The sequence below is a fragment of the Paractinoplanes maris genome (assembly GCF_023544465.1).
Classification (GTDB): Bacteria; Actinomycetota; Actinomycetes; order Mycobacteriales; family Micromonosporaceae; genus Actinoplanes; species Actinoplanes maris.
This window is the reverse complement of sequence record NZ_JALPVL010000013.1, coordinates 197,531-212,756: the sequence shown is the minus strand read 5'-3', so window position 1 is coordinate 212,756 and position 15,226 is coordinate 197,531. Positions and strand designations below refer to the sequence as shown.

At 69.6% G+C, this 15,226-nt stretch carries 16 protein-coding genes; 10 read left to right on the top strand and 6 right to left on the bottom strand.

The genetic code is table 11. The annotated features are described in order from the left end of the window. Nucleotides 1–26: 26 nt before the first annotated feature. The 7 genes from urtB (at nt 27) to NAG42_RS34130 (ending at nt 5,363) form a co-directional block, all read left to right on the top strand. Nucleotides 27–914, top strand: coding sequence for an urea ABC transporter permease subunit UrtB (gene urtB, locus NAG42_RS34160; RefSeq protein WP_250036144.1), 888 nt, complete (start codon nt 27–29; stop codon nt 912–914). Next, nucleotides 911–1,981 carry an urea ABC transporter permease subunit UrtC gene (gene urtC, locus NAG42_RS34155; RefSeq protein ID WP_250036142.1) on the top strand — a complete coding sequence of 357 codons (1,071 nt, stop codon included), beginning with the start codon at nt 911–913 and terminating at the stop codon, nt 1,979–1,981. Before urtB ends, urtC begins: the two co-directional genes overlap by 4 nt. Further along, the gene (gene urtD / locus NAG42_RS34150) at nt 1,978–2,709 is read left to right on the top strand and encodes an urea ABC transporter ATP-binding protein UrtD (protein WP_250036140.1); all 732 of its coding nucleotides are present in this window, start codon (nt 1,978–1,980) and stop codon (nt 2,707–2,709) included. Before urtC ends, urtD begins: the two co-directional genes overlap by 4 nt. Then, nucleotides 2,706–3,398: an urea ABC transporter ATP-binding subunit UrtE gene (gene urtE / locus NAG42_RS34145; RefSeq protein ID WP_250036138.1), complete on the top strand. Its 693-nt coding sequence runs from the start codon at nt 2,706–2,708 to the stop codon at nt 3,396–3,398. Before urtD ends, urtE begins: the two co-directional genes overlap by 4 nt. 96 nt (nt 3,399–3,494) lie before the next feature. Further along, nucleotides 3,495–4,046: a DinB family protein gene (locus NAG42_RS34140; RefSeq protein ID WP_250036136.1), complete on the top strand. Its 552-nt coding sequence runs from the start codon at nt 3,495–3,497 to the stop codon at nt 4,044–4,046. Between the two features lie 43 nt (nt 4,047–4,089). Continuing rightward, nucleotides 4,090–4,242, top strand: coding sequence for a hypothetical protein (locus tag NAG42_RS34135; RefSeq protein ID WP_250036134.1), 153 nt, complete (start codon nt 4,090–4,092; stop codon nt 4,240–4,242). A 32-nt stretch (nt 4,243–4,274) separates the two neighbouring features. Further along, nucleotides 4,275–5,363 (top strand): Clp protease N-terminal domain-containing protein, encoded by a 1,089-nt coding sequence (locus tag NAG42_RS34130; protein WP_250036132.1) that lies wholly within the window; start codon nt 4,275–4,277, stop codon nt 5,361–5,363. Between the two features lie 220 nt (nt 5,364–5,583). Here the strand turns inward: NAG42_RS34130 and NAG42_RS34125 are convergent, their stop codons facing one another. The 3 genes from NAG42_RS34125 to NAG42_RS34115 all read right to left on the bottom strand — a co-directional run bounded on the left by NAG42_RS34125 (nt 5,584) and on the right by NAG42_RS34115 (nt 8,395). After that, complete coding sequence (locus NAG42_RS34125; protein WP_250036130.1) at nt 5,584–5,778, bottom strand: DUF4926 domain-containing protein; 195 nt, start codon at nt 5,776–5,778, stop codon at nt 5,584–5,586. Between the two features lie 10 nt (nt 5,779–5,788). Then, on the bottom strand, nt 5,789–6,322 hold the full coding sequence (locus NAG42_RS34120) for a DUF6883 domain-containing protein (RefSeq protein WP_250036128.1): 534 nt from the start codon (nt 6,320–6,322) through the stop codon (nt 5,789–5,791). A gap of 81 nt (nt 6,323–6,403) precedes the next feature. Beyond that, entirely contained in the window at nt 6,404–8,395 is a 1,992-nt protein-coding gene (locus NAG42_RS34115; RefSeq protein ID WP_250036125.1) for a prolyl oligopeptidase family serine peptidase, read from the bottom strand. Nucleotides 8,396–8,472: 77 nt separating this feature from the next. Between NAG42_RS34115 and NAG42_RS34110 the strand changes: the two genes are divergently transcribed. Then, the gene (locus NAG42_RS34110) at nt 8,473–9,534 is read left to right on the top strand and encodes a DUF2293 domain-containing protein (RefSeq protein ID WP_250036123.1); all 1,062 of its coding nucleotides are present in this window, start codon (nt 8,473–8,475) and stop codon (nt 9,532–9,534) included. On the opposite strand, the gene NAG42_RS34105 is transcribed toward NAG42_RS34110, so the two are convergent. Both NAG42_RS34105 and NAG42_RS34100 read right to left on the bottom strand, forming a co-directional pair. Then, complete coding sequence (locus NAG42_RS34105) at nt 9,511–10,365, bottom strand: nucleotidyl transferase AbiEii/AbiGii toxin family protein (protein ID WP_250036120.1); 855 nt, start codon at nt 10,363–10,365, stop codon at nt 9,511–9,513. The two genes, NAG42_RS34110 and NAG42_RS34105, sit on opposite strands and share 24 nt — an antisense overlap. A 47-nt stretch (nt 10,366–10,412) precedes the next feature. Beyond that, on the bottom strand, nt 10,413–11,105 hold the full coding sequence (locus tag NAG42_RS34100; RefSeq protein WP_250036118.1) for a type IV toxin-antitoxin system AbiEi family antitoxin domain-containing protein: 693 nt from the start codon (nt 11,103–11,105) through the stop codon (nt 10,413–10,415). 254 nt (nt 11,106–11,359) lie between these two features. Here NAG42_RS34100 and NAG42_RS34095 point away from each other — a divergent pair, with 254 nt between their 5' ends. Then, nucleotides 11,360–11,560 (top strand): helix-turn-helix transcriptional regulator, encoded by a 201-nt coding sequence (locus NAG42_RS34095; RefSeq protein ID WP_250036116.1) that lies wholly within the window; start codon nt 11,360–11,362, stop codon nt 11,558–11,560. A 3-nt stretch (nt 11,561–11,563) separates the two neighbouring features. Here the strand turns inward: NAG42_RS34095 and NAG42_RS34090 are convergent, their stop codons facing one another. Next, on the bottom strand, nt 11,564–13,939 hold the full coding sequence (locus NAG42_RS34090) for a putative bifunctional diguanylate cyclase/phosphodiesterase (protein ID WP_250036114.1): 2,376 nt from the start codon (nt 13,937–13,939) through the stop codon (nt 11,564–11,566). Between the two features lie 136 nt (nt 13,940–14,075). On the opposite strand from NAG42_RS34090, the gene NAG42_RS34085 reads away from it, so the two are divergent. Further along, the gene (locus tag NAG42_RS34085) at nt 14,076–15,224 is read left to right on the top strand and encodes an SGNH/GDSL hydrolase family protein (RefSeq protein ID WP_250036112.1); all 1,149 of its coding nucleotides are present in this window, start codon (nt 14,076–14,078) and stop codon (nt 15,222–15,224) included. Nucleotides 15,225–15,226 lie beyond the last annotated feature (2 nt).

Below are 15,226 nucleotides of genomic sequence, written 5' to 3'. Positions count from 1 at the left end.
CCCCGTACCCAAGAAGGGGTCTGCCTGTGTCGGTGATCGTCAGTCAACTCTTCACCGGGGTGAGCATCGGAGCGGTTCTGCTGCTCATCGCCCTCGGCCTGGCCCTGACCTTCGGCCAGATGAACGTGATCAACATGGCGCACGGCGAGTTCATCATGGCCGGCGCGTACACCGTCTATGTCCTGCAGCAGAGCATCTCGAGTGCCGGGGCGTCGCTGCTGATCGCCCTGCCGGTGTCGTTCGCGGTGACCGGTCTGATGGGCGTGATCCTCGAAGTCCTGCTGATCCGCCGCCTCTACGCCCGGCCGCTGGACACTCTGCTGGTCACCTGGGGCGTCTCGCTGATCCTGCAACAGGCCGCGCGCGACATCTTCGGGGCCCCGAACGTGCAGACCAGCGCGCCCTCCTTCCTGACCGGCAGCGTGCAGATCACCGATGACATCGTGATCGCCAGCAGCCGGCTGTTCATCCTCGGTCTGGCGCTGGCCGCCGTGGCCGCGCTGATGATCGTGCTGAAGACGACGTCGCTCGGCCGCCGGATCCGCGCGGTCGTGCAGAACCGCGATCTGGCCGCCGTCTCGGGCCTGGCCACCGGCCGGGTCGACCGGCTCACCTTCTTCATCGGCTCGGGCCTGGCCGGCATCGCCGGGGTCGCGCTCACGCTGATCGGCCCGATCGGCCCCGCGATGGGCACCAACATCATCGTCAACGCGTTCCTGGTCGTCGTCGTGGGCGGCATCGGCCAGCTGAAGGGAACGGTGATCGTGGCCTTCGTTCTCGGCATCCTGCAGTCCATGGTGGAATACGCCACCACGGTCAGCGTGGCCAGCGTGATCGTCTTCGTGGCGATCGTGGCCTTCCTGCAGTGGCGTCCCCAGGGCCTGTTCACCCTGCGGACGAGGAGCCTGGCATGAGCCCGCGGCTGCGCACGTTCGCCGGCTTCGGCATCACCGCGCTGCTGCTGTTCGCGGTCGCGCCCCTGGTGCTGGGCGACTTCCGGCTGGGCCTGCTGGCCAAATACCTGTGCTTCGCCATCGTGGCGGTCGGCATCGGGCTCGCCTGGGGCCGGGGCGGCATGCTCGCGCTCGGCCAGGGCGTGTTCTTCGGGCTCGGCGGCTACGCGATGGCCATGCACCTCAAGCTGGCCGACGCGGGGCCGGGCGAGCTGCCCGACTTCATGACCCTCTACGGCCAGCTCGACGCGTTGCCGTGGTGGTGGGCGCCGTTCGCCAACCCGGTCTTCGCGCTGCTGGCCACCGTTCTGCTGCCGATGCTGGTCGCGCTGCTGCTCGGCCTGCTCATCTTCCGGCGACGGGTGCGCGGGGCGTATTTCGCGATCCTGTCGCAGGCGCTGGCCGCCGCGTTCGCCATCCTGCTGATCGGCCAGCAGGGCACCACCGGCGGCACCAACGGGCTCACCGACATCCAGGGCTTCTTCGGATACGACCTGAACGACCCGGTCAACCGCCGGATGATCTACTTCATCATCGCCACCGCCCTGCTGCTCATGCTGCTCGCGGCGTGGCAGCTGATGCGCAGCCGCTACGGCGAACTGCTCGTGGCGGTGCGCGACGCCGAGGAACGGGTGCGGTTCCTCGGCTACGACCCGGCGAACGTCAAACTCGTCGCCTACGTGGTCGCGGCCGGGATGGCCGGGCTGGCCGGCGCGCTGTTCGTGCCGGCCGTGGGCATCATCTCGCCGGCGTTGATCGGGGTGGTGCCGTCCATCGAGTTCGTCATCGGGGTCGCGGTCGGCGGGCGGGCCAGCCTGGCCGGTCCGGCGATCGGCGCGATCGCGGTGGCCTGGGCCAAGACGGCGCTGTCGGAGCGGGTGCCGTCGGCCTGGACGTACTTCGAGGGTCTGCTCTTCGTGCTGCCGATCGTCTTCCTGCCCGGCGGGATCGCTTCCCTGGTGCGGCTTCGACGCCGTCGCACCGCCGAGGCACCCGCCGCGCCGGCCCTCGAGAAGGTGCCGTCGTGACCGGCCTGAGCGTGCGCGACCTGCGGGTCGTCTTCGACGGCTTCGTCGCCCTGGACGGCGTCGACCTGGAGGTGCCCGAGGGCGACGTCCGTTTCGTCATCGGGCCCAACGGCGCCGGGAAGACGACGATGATCGACGCGATCACCGGCCTGGTCAAGGCGACCGGGCACGTCGGCTTCGACGGGCAGGACCTGCTCGGCCGGAAGGTGCACCGGATCGCCCGGCTCGGCATCGGGCGGACCTTCCAGACCGCGGCCGTCTTCGAGGAGCTGACGGTGCTGCAGAACCTCGACATCGCCGCGGGCTGGGGACGCCGTGCGGTCAGCCTGCTGCGGGCCCGCCGGGGGGTCCCGCCCGAGGTCGGGAAGGCCCTGGAGACCGTACGGCTGAGCGCCGTGCGCGACCAGCCGGCCGGGACCCTGGCCCACGGGCAGAAGCAGTGGCTCGAGATCGGGATGCTGCTCGTGCAGGACGCCCGCCTGCTGCTGCTCGACGAGCCGGTGGCCGGCATGAGCCACGACGAGCGGGACGCGACCGGCGAGCTGCTGGGCGTGCTGAGCCGCGACCGCACGGTCCTGGTGATCGAGCACGACATGGACTTCCTGCGCCGCTACGCGCGGACGGTCACCGTCATGCACGCCGGGAAGGTGCTCTCGGAAGGCTCGGTGGCCGAGGTCCAGGCCGATCCGCGGGTGCAGGAGGTCTATCTGGGACGGGGGGCGTCGTGATCGCGTTCGAGGAGGTCCACGTCGGCTACGGCCGCAGCGTGGTGCTGCACGGAGTGTCGCTGGCCGTCCCGGAGAACGGCGTGGCCGCCGTGCTGGGCCACAACGGCGCCGGCAAGAGCACCCTGCTGCGGGCGGCCGTCGGCCTGCTCAAGCCGCGCCGGGGCGCGATCTTCCTGGACGGCGAGAACATCACCCGGCTGGCCCCGCACCAGCGGGTGGCCCGCGGCATGGCCTACGTCCCGCAGGGTCAGCAGAGCTTCCAGCACCTGACCACGGCCGAGAATCTGCAACTGGTCGCCGACGGGCGCAAGGACGGCCGGACCGCGATGGCTGAGGCGCTCGATCTGTTCCCCGCGCTGAAACCGTTGCTGAGCCGGCGGGCCGGTCTGCTCTCGGGCGGCCAGCGTCAGCAACTGGCGATCGCCCGGGCGCTGATCACCCGCCCGCGCCTGCTGCTGCTCGACGAGCCGACCGAGGGCATCCAGCCCTCGGTGGTGACCGAGATCGAGCAGACCATCCTGGCCGTGGCCGGCCGGGGCGGCATGTCGGTCCTGCTGGTCGAGCAGCACGTGGGCTTCGCCCTGGAGGCGGCGCAGCGCTACTACGTGCTCGAGGCGGGCCGGGTGACGTCGTCGGGTGACGGCGGCGCGGGCGCGGAGTCGGCCGTCCGGCAGGCCCTCACGGTTTAGGCACCCTGCGAGCCCTCGGCCGGACAGTCCGGCCGGGGGCTCCGGTGCTCGAAATGGGATAGCGGCGGGACGGCCCGGTCGGCCAGGGTGTCAGCCATGACGAGTTTCAACGGGATGTGGGCGGCGCCCGGCGACGACCCGAGACAGCTGGACGTGAGCCCCGTCGGCGAGCTGGCCACGATTCGCGAATACCTCACGAACTATCGCCTCACCCTGGGCATGAAGTGCGACGGCCTGACCCCCGAGCAGCTGGCCACCCGGTCGGTACCCCCGTCGACGATGAGCCTGCTCGGCCTCATCCGGCACATGGCCCGGGTCGAGCACCACTGGTTCTACCGTGTGCTCCAGGCGCATCCCGGCGTCCCGCGCATCTATTGGTCGCCCGACGACAACGACGTGGACTTCCATGGCGCCACGGCGGATCAGGCGGTGGTCGACGACGCGTACGCGAACTGGCGCGACCAGATCGCCGCGGCCGACAAATGGCTGGACGAGGTGACCGACCTGAGCGCGATGGCCACCCTGTCGCGCAGCGACGACGAGGCGAGCGTGCGCGACATCCTCATCCACATGGTGGAGGAGTACGCCCGGCACTGCGGCCACGCCGACCTGCTGCGCGAGTGCATCGACGGCCGCACCGGTCAGTAACCACGTCCCGAAGGGCTTCTGCTACTGGCGCGACCGCCTCCAGGTGGAACCCCTCGACCAGCCGCACGATGAGCTCGACCAGTCACTCGACGCCCTCGCCCGGTCGGCGGCCGTTGCCGATTCGGTCGAGCAGATCGAGAAGTGCTTCGACCTCCATCCGGAGCTGAAGCCGCCGGCCGGCGCCGTCGCGCGATAAACGGCTGGGCGCTGTTTCGTATTGTCGCCGGTATGGAATCGTCGCTCGGGGCGCGGGCTGTGCGGGTGCTCGAGCAGGCGTACGTCACGGCCGCCCGCCGAAATGGCGAAACGGTCACCACGCTCGACGTGCTGGCGTGGGTCGCGGCCCACGACAACCGGATCTTCCCCGGCGCCACCTGGACCGATCTGAAATACCTGGCGACCAAGCCGACCGGCATTCGGGACGCCCCGGAACCGGCGCCCGGCCCGTTCCATGCCGACGTGCCGGCCATTCTCCGCGAGGTCGAGTGGCGGGCCCACCGGTTGCCCCGGATGTCATTGCCGGCCAGTCCGGATTGGACACCGGCGGTCCGGTTCGTGCTGACCGGCGCGCTGAACTCGGCCCGGGTCCCCTTCGTGGGCCTGCCGAATCTGGCGCTGGAAATGCTCCGGCTCCCAGACTGCTCCGGCACCAAGGCCCTTTTCCCGTACGAATACGCGCGCGCCGCCGCGGTCGAGCGACTGGCCACCGATCCCGCATTGCGTTACCCCGACAAGCCCCATCCCACCGTCGACGACGTACGCGTGATGGTGACGACCGGCCGCCGGCCGCTGCTCGACCGGCTGTTCCTGCGGATGTCCCGGTTCGCCCGGGTCAGCCCGCTGCTCACCGAGACGACACTCGAGGCAAGACGTCAGGCCGTACGACTCGGACATGGCGTGATCAGCCCCGAGCACCTGCTGCTGGCGTTGCTCACCCTCGACGACGTGCTCGCGGCGGCCGGCATCGCGATTCCGCCCGGCCACAACCAGGGCGCCGCCTTGCTGCGCGCTCACGGCCTGGCGGCGGCCGATCTGACGTACGGGATCTCGCTGCGCCCGGCCCCGGCCGAGCCGCCGGCCGAGGACCTGACCGCCCAGCTGGACCGCCTGCGCCCCGGCGACCCGTTCGACGCCACCGCGAGCGTCCAGGCCCAGGCGATGGAGATCTCCCTGACCCGCCACCATCCCGACACCGGCACCAGCCACCTGCTGCTGGCCCTGCTCGACACCAGCGCGGCCGGCCTCGTCACCGACCCGGACGCCCTCCGATCCCAGGCGACCCGAGACCTCGACGCCGTCCCCGCCGCCTGGCCCTGACGACGACTACACCTGCAAAGCCTGCGCAAACATCACCACAAGCTTGCCCACCGCAACCACCCCGATCACCACAGCCGCGAACGGCCACACTCCAGGCCTGCCCATCGTCGGCCCCCCCCTTCGAACACCTCCTCCCACTGAACCGCGCCACCGCCCCCACGCCAGTGGCCACAACCCACACCGTCCCGCTGCCTGAACAGGTGGAATTGCTCGACGCCGGTCAGTCCGTGACCGGCTCGACCTGACCAGGTGTCAGCGGCACTTGCGCCACCGTCCGGCCGTTCTCATCGGTGAACTCGACCTCGTACGCGAGGTCCGGTTGCTCGAACACGTGAACCACGGCGCCGATGGCCCCCGCCTGAACACCCTCGGCGGGTAGGTCGACCAGCAATCGGACAGTGTCATAGAGCTCCACGGCGCCCTCACTACGGGAAAGAAATGGTTACCAGCCTGGGGACGGTCGACCCCGCGTCGAGTATCCAGGCGGTGCGTACGACGATCGTGCCCCGAGGCCCGCTCAGCGGCACGTCGACCGCCCACCGCTGACCGTACTGGTCGGCCCGGCCCATGATCGGTTGTCCCCGGCCAACGCCGTCACGGATCTGCTGATCGATGTGCCCGGCGTCAACGGGTTCCAACCCGGTAGCGCTGTTGATGACCCGGTATTTGTGGCCGCCGACCGGATGTTCCGGATTCATCGCATACGCCGTGATCTTGTTGGGGTCGATCTCGACCTCAGCGAAGTCGGGCGCCGAGGGGCCGCTACCCCCGCTCAATTCGTGGTCGCCGGATGTTTTCGGACGCCCCGTCACTGCAGCCTGTTCAAGGTCCTCCTGGGCTTCCCGGATCGTCCCGGGGTCGCCTCGCGGCGGGGGCGACCCGTCTTCACCGTTGCGGTCACGCGGCGGCGGGTCGCCGCCGTCATCCTCTCCACCCGGTGCACGCGGCCGGCCCGTCACGGCAGCGCTCGCCCAGCGGCCCCATCCATGTGACCGAAGCTAACAACTGACGTCCATCAATATCCAGCACCCGCGGAGCAATCAGGCGTGGAGGTTGCGGCGCAGGAACTCGAAGATGAGGGTCCACATGGTGGCGGCCTGGGCGTTGTCGGCGGCGCCGCCGTGGCCGCCTTCCACGTTCTCGTAGTAGGTGGCGTTGTGGCCCTGTTCGCGCAGTAGCGCCATCATTTTCCGGGCGTGAGCGGGATGGACCCGGTCGTCGCGGGTCGAGGTCAGGAGGAAGGTCGGCGGGTACGTCCGGTCGGGGTCGACGTTCTGGTAGGGCGAGAACTCCCGCAGGTAGGCCCAATCGGCTTCCACGTCGGGATCTCCGTATTCGGCGATCCACGATTTGCCCGCGAGCAGCTTGGTGTAGCGGCGCATGTCGAGAATGGGCACCCGGGCCACCACCGCACCGAACAACTCGGGGTAGCGGGTCAGCATGGCTCCCATCAGCAGGCCGCCGTTGCTGCCGCCGATGATGCCGAGCTGGGCCGGCGTGGTGATGCCCCGCTCCACCAGATCGGTGGCGACGGCGGCGAAGTCCTCGAACGCCTTCACCCGATTCTCGCGCAGGGCGGCCCGGTGCCAGTCGGGACCGTATTCGCCGCCGCCGCGAATGTTGGCGACCACGTAGGTGCCGCCGCGGGCCAGCCAGCCCCGGCCGATCACCCCGCTGTAGCTCGGCAGCATCGGGATCTCGAAACCGCCGTACCCGTTGAGAACGGTCGGTCCGCCGGCCGCGCCACCGACGACGAAATAGGGAACGCGGGTGCCGTCGGCCGAGACGGCGAAGAATTGCCGCACGGTCATGCCGTCCGCGCGGAAGAACTCGGGCTGCCGTTTGAGGACCTCGGTGCCGAGGCTCAGCGTCGCCGGCTGCAGGAAGCCCTCGGACGAGATCAGGTAGGCGTCGCTGTGGTCGGGATCGGTGTCGACGATCCAGGTGTGGTCGAACTCCCCGGCGCCGGCCAGCGGCTCACGAGACCATTCCCCGGTGCCCGGAGTCAAGGCGTACGCCTCGGTCCTGACATCGGTCATCGTGACGAGGATCAGGCGGTCGCGGGTCCACGAATACGACCGCAGCGACGTGTGCTCATCCGGCTCGAACAGCATCGTCAGATCCCGATCGCCGCCCAGGAAGCGCTCGAAATCGGCCGCGAGCAACGCACCGGCCGGAAAGCCCAGCCACGGCGACCGCAGCCGGATCAGGAGCCAGTTCCGATGCGCGTCGGGGCTCGCATCGTCCGGGACCTCGATCCGTACGAGATCTCCGCTCGACGTCCGCAGGAACTGCTCGCTGTGATAGAAGTCGACATATCGGCCGACGAAGTCGCGCTCGAATCCCGGCGTCGGATCATGGTGGGCGCGGACCGAGACATCGTCGGCCTGCCCCTCGAAGATCAGCTCGGCCTGGCCGAGCGACGTGCCCCGCCGCCACCGCTTGACGACCCGCGGATATCCCGACGACGTCAGCGATCCGGGCCCGAAATCGGTGCCGACGAAGAGGTGATCGGCGTCGATCCAGCCGACGTCGCTCTTGGCCTCGGGCAGAACGAACCCGTCGGCGACGAACCCGCGGCCGGCCAGGTCGAACTCCCGCACGACCACGGCGTCGGCACCGCCCCGGGACAGCTGGATCAGGCAGCGGTCGTAGCCCGGCCGGAGCACCGTCACACCGGCCCAGGTCCAGTTCTCGCCTTCGGCCTGGTTGAGCGCGTCGACGTCCAGCAGCACGTCCCACTCGGGTTCGTCGTGCCGGAACTGCTCCGGGGTGGTCCGCCGCCACAACCCGCGCGGGTGATCGGCGTCCCGCCAGAAGTCGTAGTAGAAGCCGTCCCCGCGCCACCCCGGATACGGGATCCGCTCCTTGCTGTCGAGCACCTCCCGGATCGCGTCCCGCGTCCGTTCGAAGCTCTCCCCACCCAGCGCGGTCAGCGCCTCGGCGTTGCGCTCGGCCACCCACCGTACGGCGTCGGGTGCGTCCAGAGCTTCGAGCCAGAGATAAGAGTCGTCGGCGTCCAGCGTTGCCACCCCCACCATCGTCAACTTGCTCGACGATCGCACCATCGCGCCCTCGTTGCCAACCACCCGGCGTAACCTGCGTGTCCATGCAGCCTGCCTCGAAGCTGGAACGCCGGGTGGTGCACGCCGCCGAGCAGGCACTGGAACGCCACAGTCACGTGAGCCCGCTCGACGTGCTGATCGGGCTGGGCTGGGCGCCGCCCGGACTGGTCACCGACTGGAAGCAGGGCCGGGCACCACACCTGGAGGCGATCGCGGCGGTGCCGGCCGACCGGCTGACCGACGCGCTGGAGATCTTCCGGCGCTGGGTGGCCGGTCGCGGCCTGCGCCCCAGTGAGGTCGAATACCTGGCCGCCACCCGCGACCGGCACCCGCTGCGCTTCACCGCGTCGAACGACCCCGAGCGGGAACGGGCCTACCGCACCCATTGGATGCCGGCCGACCTGCCGGAGAGTCAGCGCGAGCGCCTGACCGCCCAGCAGAGCAAGCCCCCGGATCTCGTGGTGATGCAAGCGGTACGCCCGTTCACGTGCACCGGCTGCGGGCAGACGGAGGCCGAGCTGCTGACCATGGAGAGCGACGGACCGATCTGCCTCGTCTGCGCCGACCTGGACCACCTGATCTTCCTGCCGGCCGGTGACGCGGCGCTGACCCGCCGGGCCAAGAAGGCCAGCCGCCTCTCGGCCGTGGTGGTGCGGTTCAACCGTTCCCGCAAACGTCACGAGCGACAGGGCCTACTGGTCGAGCAGGCCGCGATCGAACAGGCCGAGCAGGAATGCCTGTCCGACGAGGACGCCCGCGCCCGCCGCCGGGACCGCGACCGCGAGCGGCGGGAGGCGGCGGACGAGACGTTCCAGCAAAGACTGGCCGAACAGATCACGGCGATGTACCCCGGTTGCCCACCCACCCGCGCGGCCGCGATCAGCGAGCACACCGGCACCCGCGGCAGCGGCCGGGTGGGCCGCAGCGCCGCCGGCCGAGCTCTCGACCCGGACGCCGTCCGCCGGGCGGTGGTCGCCTCGGTCCGCCACGAGGACACCCCGTACGACGAATTGCTCATGGCCGGCGTGCCCCGGGACGAGGCCCGCACCCAGATCCGCGACGACATCGACCGCGTCCTCGAGCTATGGCAGCGCCGACGTCCATGAGCGCGGTGCGGGCCTCCAGACACTCACCGCAGTGCCGTTCAACAGAGGATTCAGGAATGGCCCGACTACGGTAAGCGCATCGACGAGTTCCAACGCCGCCAGGCCAACCGTCCGGCGGGCCTCCGCACGGTAACCAAGAGTCCATAGATGATGGTCCGGGGCATCGAACACCTCCGGAAGTTTCAGTCCTCGTCGCTGAGCCTCTCCATGGAGAGCCGACAATTGGGGCTCAGCCACAATCTCCACACGCTCGACGATCGCGACGAGATCGATCAGGTCCTTGTATCTCGTGGATGGGCGTCCGCCATGCCGTTCGAGGATCGCGCATACCTTGTCGGCGACATGGTCAACCAAAGGGTAGGCACGCCAGGGGAGCTTCTCCCGATCGATGGCAGATGCTGAAGTCAGCGGTGAGACTGGTTCGGGCTCGCCACTCATCTGAATACCGTCGGCCACAATGTCGACCTGGAATCCGGACCACACCCTCGTTCCAGCACGCGCTTGGATCTTCACTCGTGATGCCTGCGCGCCGGCCGCCTGGATCCGGACCGTGGTTCCGACCTCGAATCGCATCCAATCACCGATATCGAGTTGAGCAGCCTTCCGCAGCAGTCGTTCGACGTCGCCGATTGCTCCTGCGCGATAGATGTCGATATCAACCGTGTGGCGCACAGACAGGCGTCGGGCCAGGAGAGCTGTGGCGCCTTTGATCACCCATCCGTCATCGGTGCGATAGAGCCGTTCGACGAGTTGGTCGTAGGCGTATTGACGCTGCATGTCAGCCAACGGCCACGGGCTGTTCGCCGCTTCGATCCGAAGCTTGTCGGTCACAGCCCGACGGGCGGCGTCCGGGGTCTTGTATCGGGGCCTGGGTGATGTCATGCGCGATCCGCGTCTCCCGTGTTGGTCTCTGCTGCTTCGGCTGCCCATCTCTCGCGATCGGAATCTCCGGTCAGTTCGAGCAGCCAGAGAAGGAGTCCGATTCCGTCGCCACGCGGCAATCCATGGGCGGCCGCGTAAGGTGCGATCGCCGAGGCGACCGATCCCGGGTCATCGAAGGCGGGCCGCAAGGCGTCGATGATCACCTGAGCGACGGCGCCCGGGTCCTCACGGTCTGCCAGCAGGTCTGCGGCGATGCGGCTCGGCCGAGTGACTGGGAGCCCTCGCAGGTTGACGCAGGCATCTCCCACCTCACCTCGGTGCAGCCGCACGTCCTTTCGTCGTGTCTGTCGCCTGGCCGCAAGCGTGAACTCGTGGGTGTCGGCTGGCAGGTGCCCAACTCCGTAGAGTGCCGCCGCGGACCGGTGCGACACGACTCCGGTGGCGGCGGTCCGATCCCAAGCCGGCGTACGGGGATCGAGCTGCAGCCAGGCAGCACGGAGGTCGACGTGATCGGGCTCGCCACCCCCGCGTACCCGGTAGACCCCGTGGGCTACTCGTTCCAGAGAATCCTGTGCTGTGCGGCGCGCCAGAGTGCTCCAGGCAACCCCGGTCATGTCGACCTGCTGCTTGGTAACCAGCCCCCATTGCTCGTCGGCGATCGCCAGAACCTCCGACCACCCACTCCCCATTACTGCATTCTATAGCGTTAGCGCTATAGAATGCAGCATTATTGTGGAACAATGGCACGGCACGCCAGCACGAGGGCGATCACCGACCCTGACCTCACCTGTCGCTCGTCCATGTCGCAAGACTATAGGCGTACGACGAGCCTGCGCGACGACGGCTCCCGCCCTTTTCCGGACGGGGAACTCGGTCGCCCCCCGGCTCGAATCACCTGGACCCGCCGCGTCCGTCCGAGTTGTCGTATGACTATAGTCGCGTGATGGACACTCAGGACCTCTGTCTGGTCGGTGCGCACGAGATCCGCGACCTCCTCGGCGTGAGCCGGCAACGGGTCTACCAGCTGGCCGGCCGGTCCGATTTCCCCAAGCCCGTGGCCGAGCTGACCCAGGGCAAGATCTGGTCGCTGAATGACATCGAGACCTGGATCGAGACTCATCGGAGCGCCGGACGACAGCGGTGAGCCTCAGAGCTGCCGGCCGACGATCTGCCGCGCAGCCTGCTGCCCGGCCAGCAGGCGGGACACGCCCTCGGCGGTCATCGGCTCGGCCAGGTGGAAGCCCTGACCGAGGGTGTAGCCGAGCTCGCGCAGCGCGGCCACCTGCTCGGGGCTCTCGATTCCCTCGGCCACCGTGTCCAGGCCCAGCGCGTGAGCGAGCTGGATCACCGCCCGGGCCACCGCCTTCCGGGCGTCGGCGGCAGCCGGGTGGCCGTCGTCGATCTCGATGCCGTCCACAAACGACTTGTCCAGCTTGACGATCGCGGCCGGGAAGGCTCGCAGCAGGCTCAGCGACGACTCGCCGGTGCCGAAGTCGTCCAGGGCCAGACGGATACCCATGCCGTCCAGTTCGTACAGTGCCCGGGAGACCTGCTGGCCGCGCAGGACCGCCGACTCGGTCACCTCGAGGACCAGCCGCTCACAGGGCAGCCCGGTGTCGGCGAGCACGCGGGCCACGTCGGCCACGAAGTCGGGGTCGTGCAGCTGCCGCGCGGACACGTTCAGCCCGGCCTCCTTCAGCGCGTCCGGCCCGAACTCGGCCAGCCAGGCCGCCGCCTGCCGGCACGTCTCGCGCAGCACGAACCGGCCCAGCGGCACGATCAGCCCGGTCCGCTCGGCCGCCGGGATGAACTCGCCCGGGCCGACCACGCCCCGCGTCGGGTGATGCCACCGGACCAGCGCCTCGACCCCGATCAGCTGGTGCCCGTCCAGCCGCATGATCGGCTGGTAGACCACGCGGAACTCGTCGTTGTCGAGCGCGCGGCGCAGCTCGCCACCTAGTTGCATGTGCGCCAGAACGGGCTCGCCCATGCCGTCGGTGTAGCGGACGAAACCCGCCTTGCCCTGCTGCTTGGCGGTGTACATCGCGACGTCGGCGTCCCGCAGGATCGAGTCGGCGGTGGCGCCGGGCCCGGCTACGGCGATGCCGATGCTGGCCTGCACCAGCAGGCGGTGCTCACTGATCGGCTGCGACAGCGCGGCCAGCAGCCGCCCGGACAGTTCATCGGGGTCGGTGCCGGTCCCGGTCAGCACCACCGCGAACTCGTCCCCGCCCACCCGCACCGGCAGGCCCCGGTCCCCCACCTCGGCTCGCAGCAACCGCGCCACCGAGACGAGCAGCCGGTCACCCACCCCATGTCCGAGCAGGTCGTTCACGGTCTTGAAGTCGTCCAGGTCGAGGAGCAGCACCGTCACCGGGCCGGTCGTGGCCAGCGCGGCCGTGAGCCGCTCGCGGAACAGCGCCCGGTTGGCCAGCCCGGTCAGACCGTCGTGGCTGACCTCGTACTGCAACCGTTCCTCCTGGGTGCGCGCGGTCCGCAGCAGGCGGTCGTTCTCCCGGTAGGCCAGGTATTGCCGGATCATCACCAGCGCGGTCACCACGACCGCGGCGATCAGGACCACCCGGACCGGCCACCGCAACGGTGCTCCGAAGGCAACGGCGATCAGCGGTACGTCGACCAGGACCATGGCCAGATAGGGCAGCAGCACACCTCCGCGGGCCGGTGGGCGGCGCCGCCCGTCATCGGCGCGGCTCTGCGCCAGCACCCCCAGCGTGATCAGCACCGGCGCCAGCGGCATGACGATCGCCTGCGCCGGAACGGTGGCGACATAACCGAACTGCACCACGAGCACGGCCACGCCCCCGGCCGGGACACCACCGGCCGCCGCGATGAACCGGATGGCCACGCGGTCGACCGGGCCGCCGGCGATGTACGACACCTTGGTCGCGGCGCCCACCGCGACCAGCAGGCCGAGCCCGATCAGCAGGGTCGCCTGCCGGCTCAGCGGTTCCCGGGCCGACAGCATCGGGGCCGGCCCGAGCGACCACAGGACGGCCGCGCACCCGACGAACGCGATCAGCCGGTCCAGCACCATGCGCCACCGCTCGACGCCGCCGGCCGCGACGACCGGCACCCGGGCCAGTGCCCAGATGGCGATCAGGAAGCCCAGTGCGGCGCAGGCCGCGGCCGGTGCCGGCATGTCCCGGGTGCGAATCTGGTCGGTGTGGCCGAACATGTCCACGGCCAGCCAGGCGTAACCGACGGTCAGGAAACCGAGGGCGATCAGGGCCGCCCGCCAGAACCGCCCGGCCACGGGGTCGAGGCCGGGATTCCGGCGGATCAGGTCATGGACGGACGCGGCCGCGAGCGCGGTGCCGATCGGGACGAAGACGTAGGCCACCGCCTCCGTGCCGGCGCCCGCCCCCAGGTAGGCCACACACCAGACGGCGCCGATCAGGGCGACCACGGCGGTGGCCTGCACATACCGCCGAGCGGTCACGCCGGCCGCCGCCCCGGCCACGTCGGCGCGGCGAGTCGTCCATCGAAGCGCTTCCCGCGTCACGGCCCGACCCTAACGGCCGCACTGTGAAGCTGATCTCCCCCGAACGTTCGACCTTCACCGATCATCGGAAGGCGGGCACCCGATCTGCACCCACTCGATTCCCGGCTGCGCACCCGCACCGGCCGAACCGGTGGATGTGAAGATCCGCATCGCTGCCCGCCTCGCCGGGATCGCCCTCACTGCCGCCACGGTCCTGGCCACCACGCTGTCCGGACCCGCTGTCCCGGCTGCGGCCGACCCGGCGTACACCTCGCTCAAGGTCATGCCCCTGGGCGACTCGATCACCTGGGGCAGCGGCTCGGCGGACTCGCGCATCGGCAATCGGACCGGCGCCATCACGGCCAGCGGCTACCGCATCGACCTGCGCAAGCGGCTCGAGGCCGCGGGCCTGGACGTGGACTTCGTCGGCTCCCAGCAGGCCGGCCCGCGCGGGTCGGACCGCGACAACGAAGGCCACCCCGGCTGGCGCATCGACCAGATCGCCGCGAAGGTCGACGGCTGGCTGGCCACCTATCAGCCGGACGTGATCCTGCTGCACCTCGGCACCAACGACATGGCCCAGAACAAGAACGTCGACGCCTCGGCCGCCCGGCTGTCCGCGCTGATCGACCAGATCCGCGCCGCCCGCCCGGAAGCCGACATCTTTGTGCAGCAACTCGTCCAGGGCCACGTCGAGCCCTACAAGAGCCGGATCGCGGCCTACAACCAGCGGATCCCCGGCATCCTGGCCGGCAAGGACGCGAAGGTCTACCTGGTCGATCAGTCGTCGATCGGGGGCCGGTCGGAGTTCGACAACCTGCACCCCAACGACGACGGCTACGCCAAGATGGCCTACAACCTCTACCAGGCCATGGCCTCGGTCTACAGTGGCGGCGCCAGGTGGCCTGAGGGCACCAACCCGTACGCCGCCACCAGCACCACCTTGTGCTTCCGGATCAACAAGACCGTGGCCGGCAAGCAGACCTGGCACGTCCAGTGCAACCCCTGGACCCTGCGCACCGTATGGCAGCGGCCCGGCACCATCACCAAGCCCTACGTGGTCCACGTCAAGGCGCACTACACCGCCAAGAAGGTCACCGGCACCGCCCGGGTCTGGGTCAAGGACCAGTACGTGACCAAGACCATCAAGGGCCGGACCATCCGCGTACGGGTAAAGGCTCACTACCAGACCCGGAAGATCACCAAGACGGTGAAAGTCCTGGTCAAGGCGCACTACGAGACGCGCACCCGCGCCGTGCCCACGTGGCTGTCCGACGACCCGTACGTCACCAACGTCGCCAAATAGGA

Excerpts from the sequence above, each read along its gene's own strand:
- NAG42_RS34100 (WP_250036118.1), bottom strand. The coding sequence starts at position 11,105 with ATGGGGAGTGGGTGGTCGGAGGTTCTGGCGATCGCCGACGAGCAATGG.
- NAG42_RS34130 (WP_250036132.1), top strand. The coding sequence starts at position 4,275 with ATGGAATCGTCGCTCGGGGCGCGGGCTGTGCGGGTGCTCGAGCAGGCG.
- urtC (WP_250036142.1), top strand. The coding sequence starts at position 911 with ATGAGCCCGCGGCTGCGCACGTTCGCCGGCTTCGGCATCACCGCGCTG.
- NAG42_RS34110 (WP_250036123.1), top strand. The coding sequence starts at position 8,473 with ATGCAGCCTGCCTCGAAGCTGGAACGCCGGGTGGTGCACGCCGCCGAG.
- NAG42_RS34140 (WP_250036136.1), top strand. The coding sequence starts at position 3,495 with ATGACGAGTTTCAACGGGATGTGGGCGGCGCCCGGCGACGACCCGAGA.
- NAG42_RS34095 (WP_250036116.1), top strand. The coding sequence starts at position 11,360 with ATGGACACTCAGGACCTCTGTCTGGTCGGTGCGCACGAGATCCGCGAC.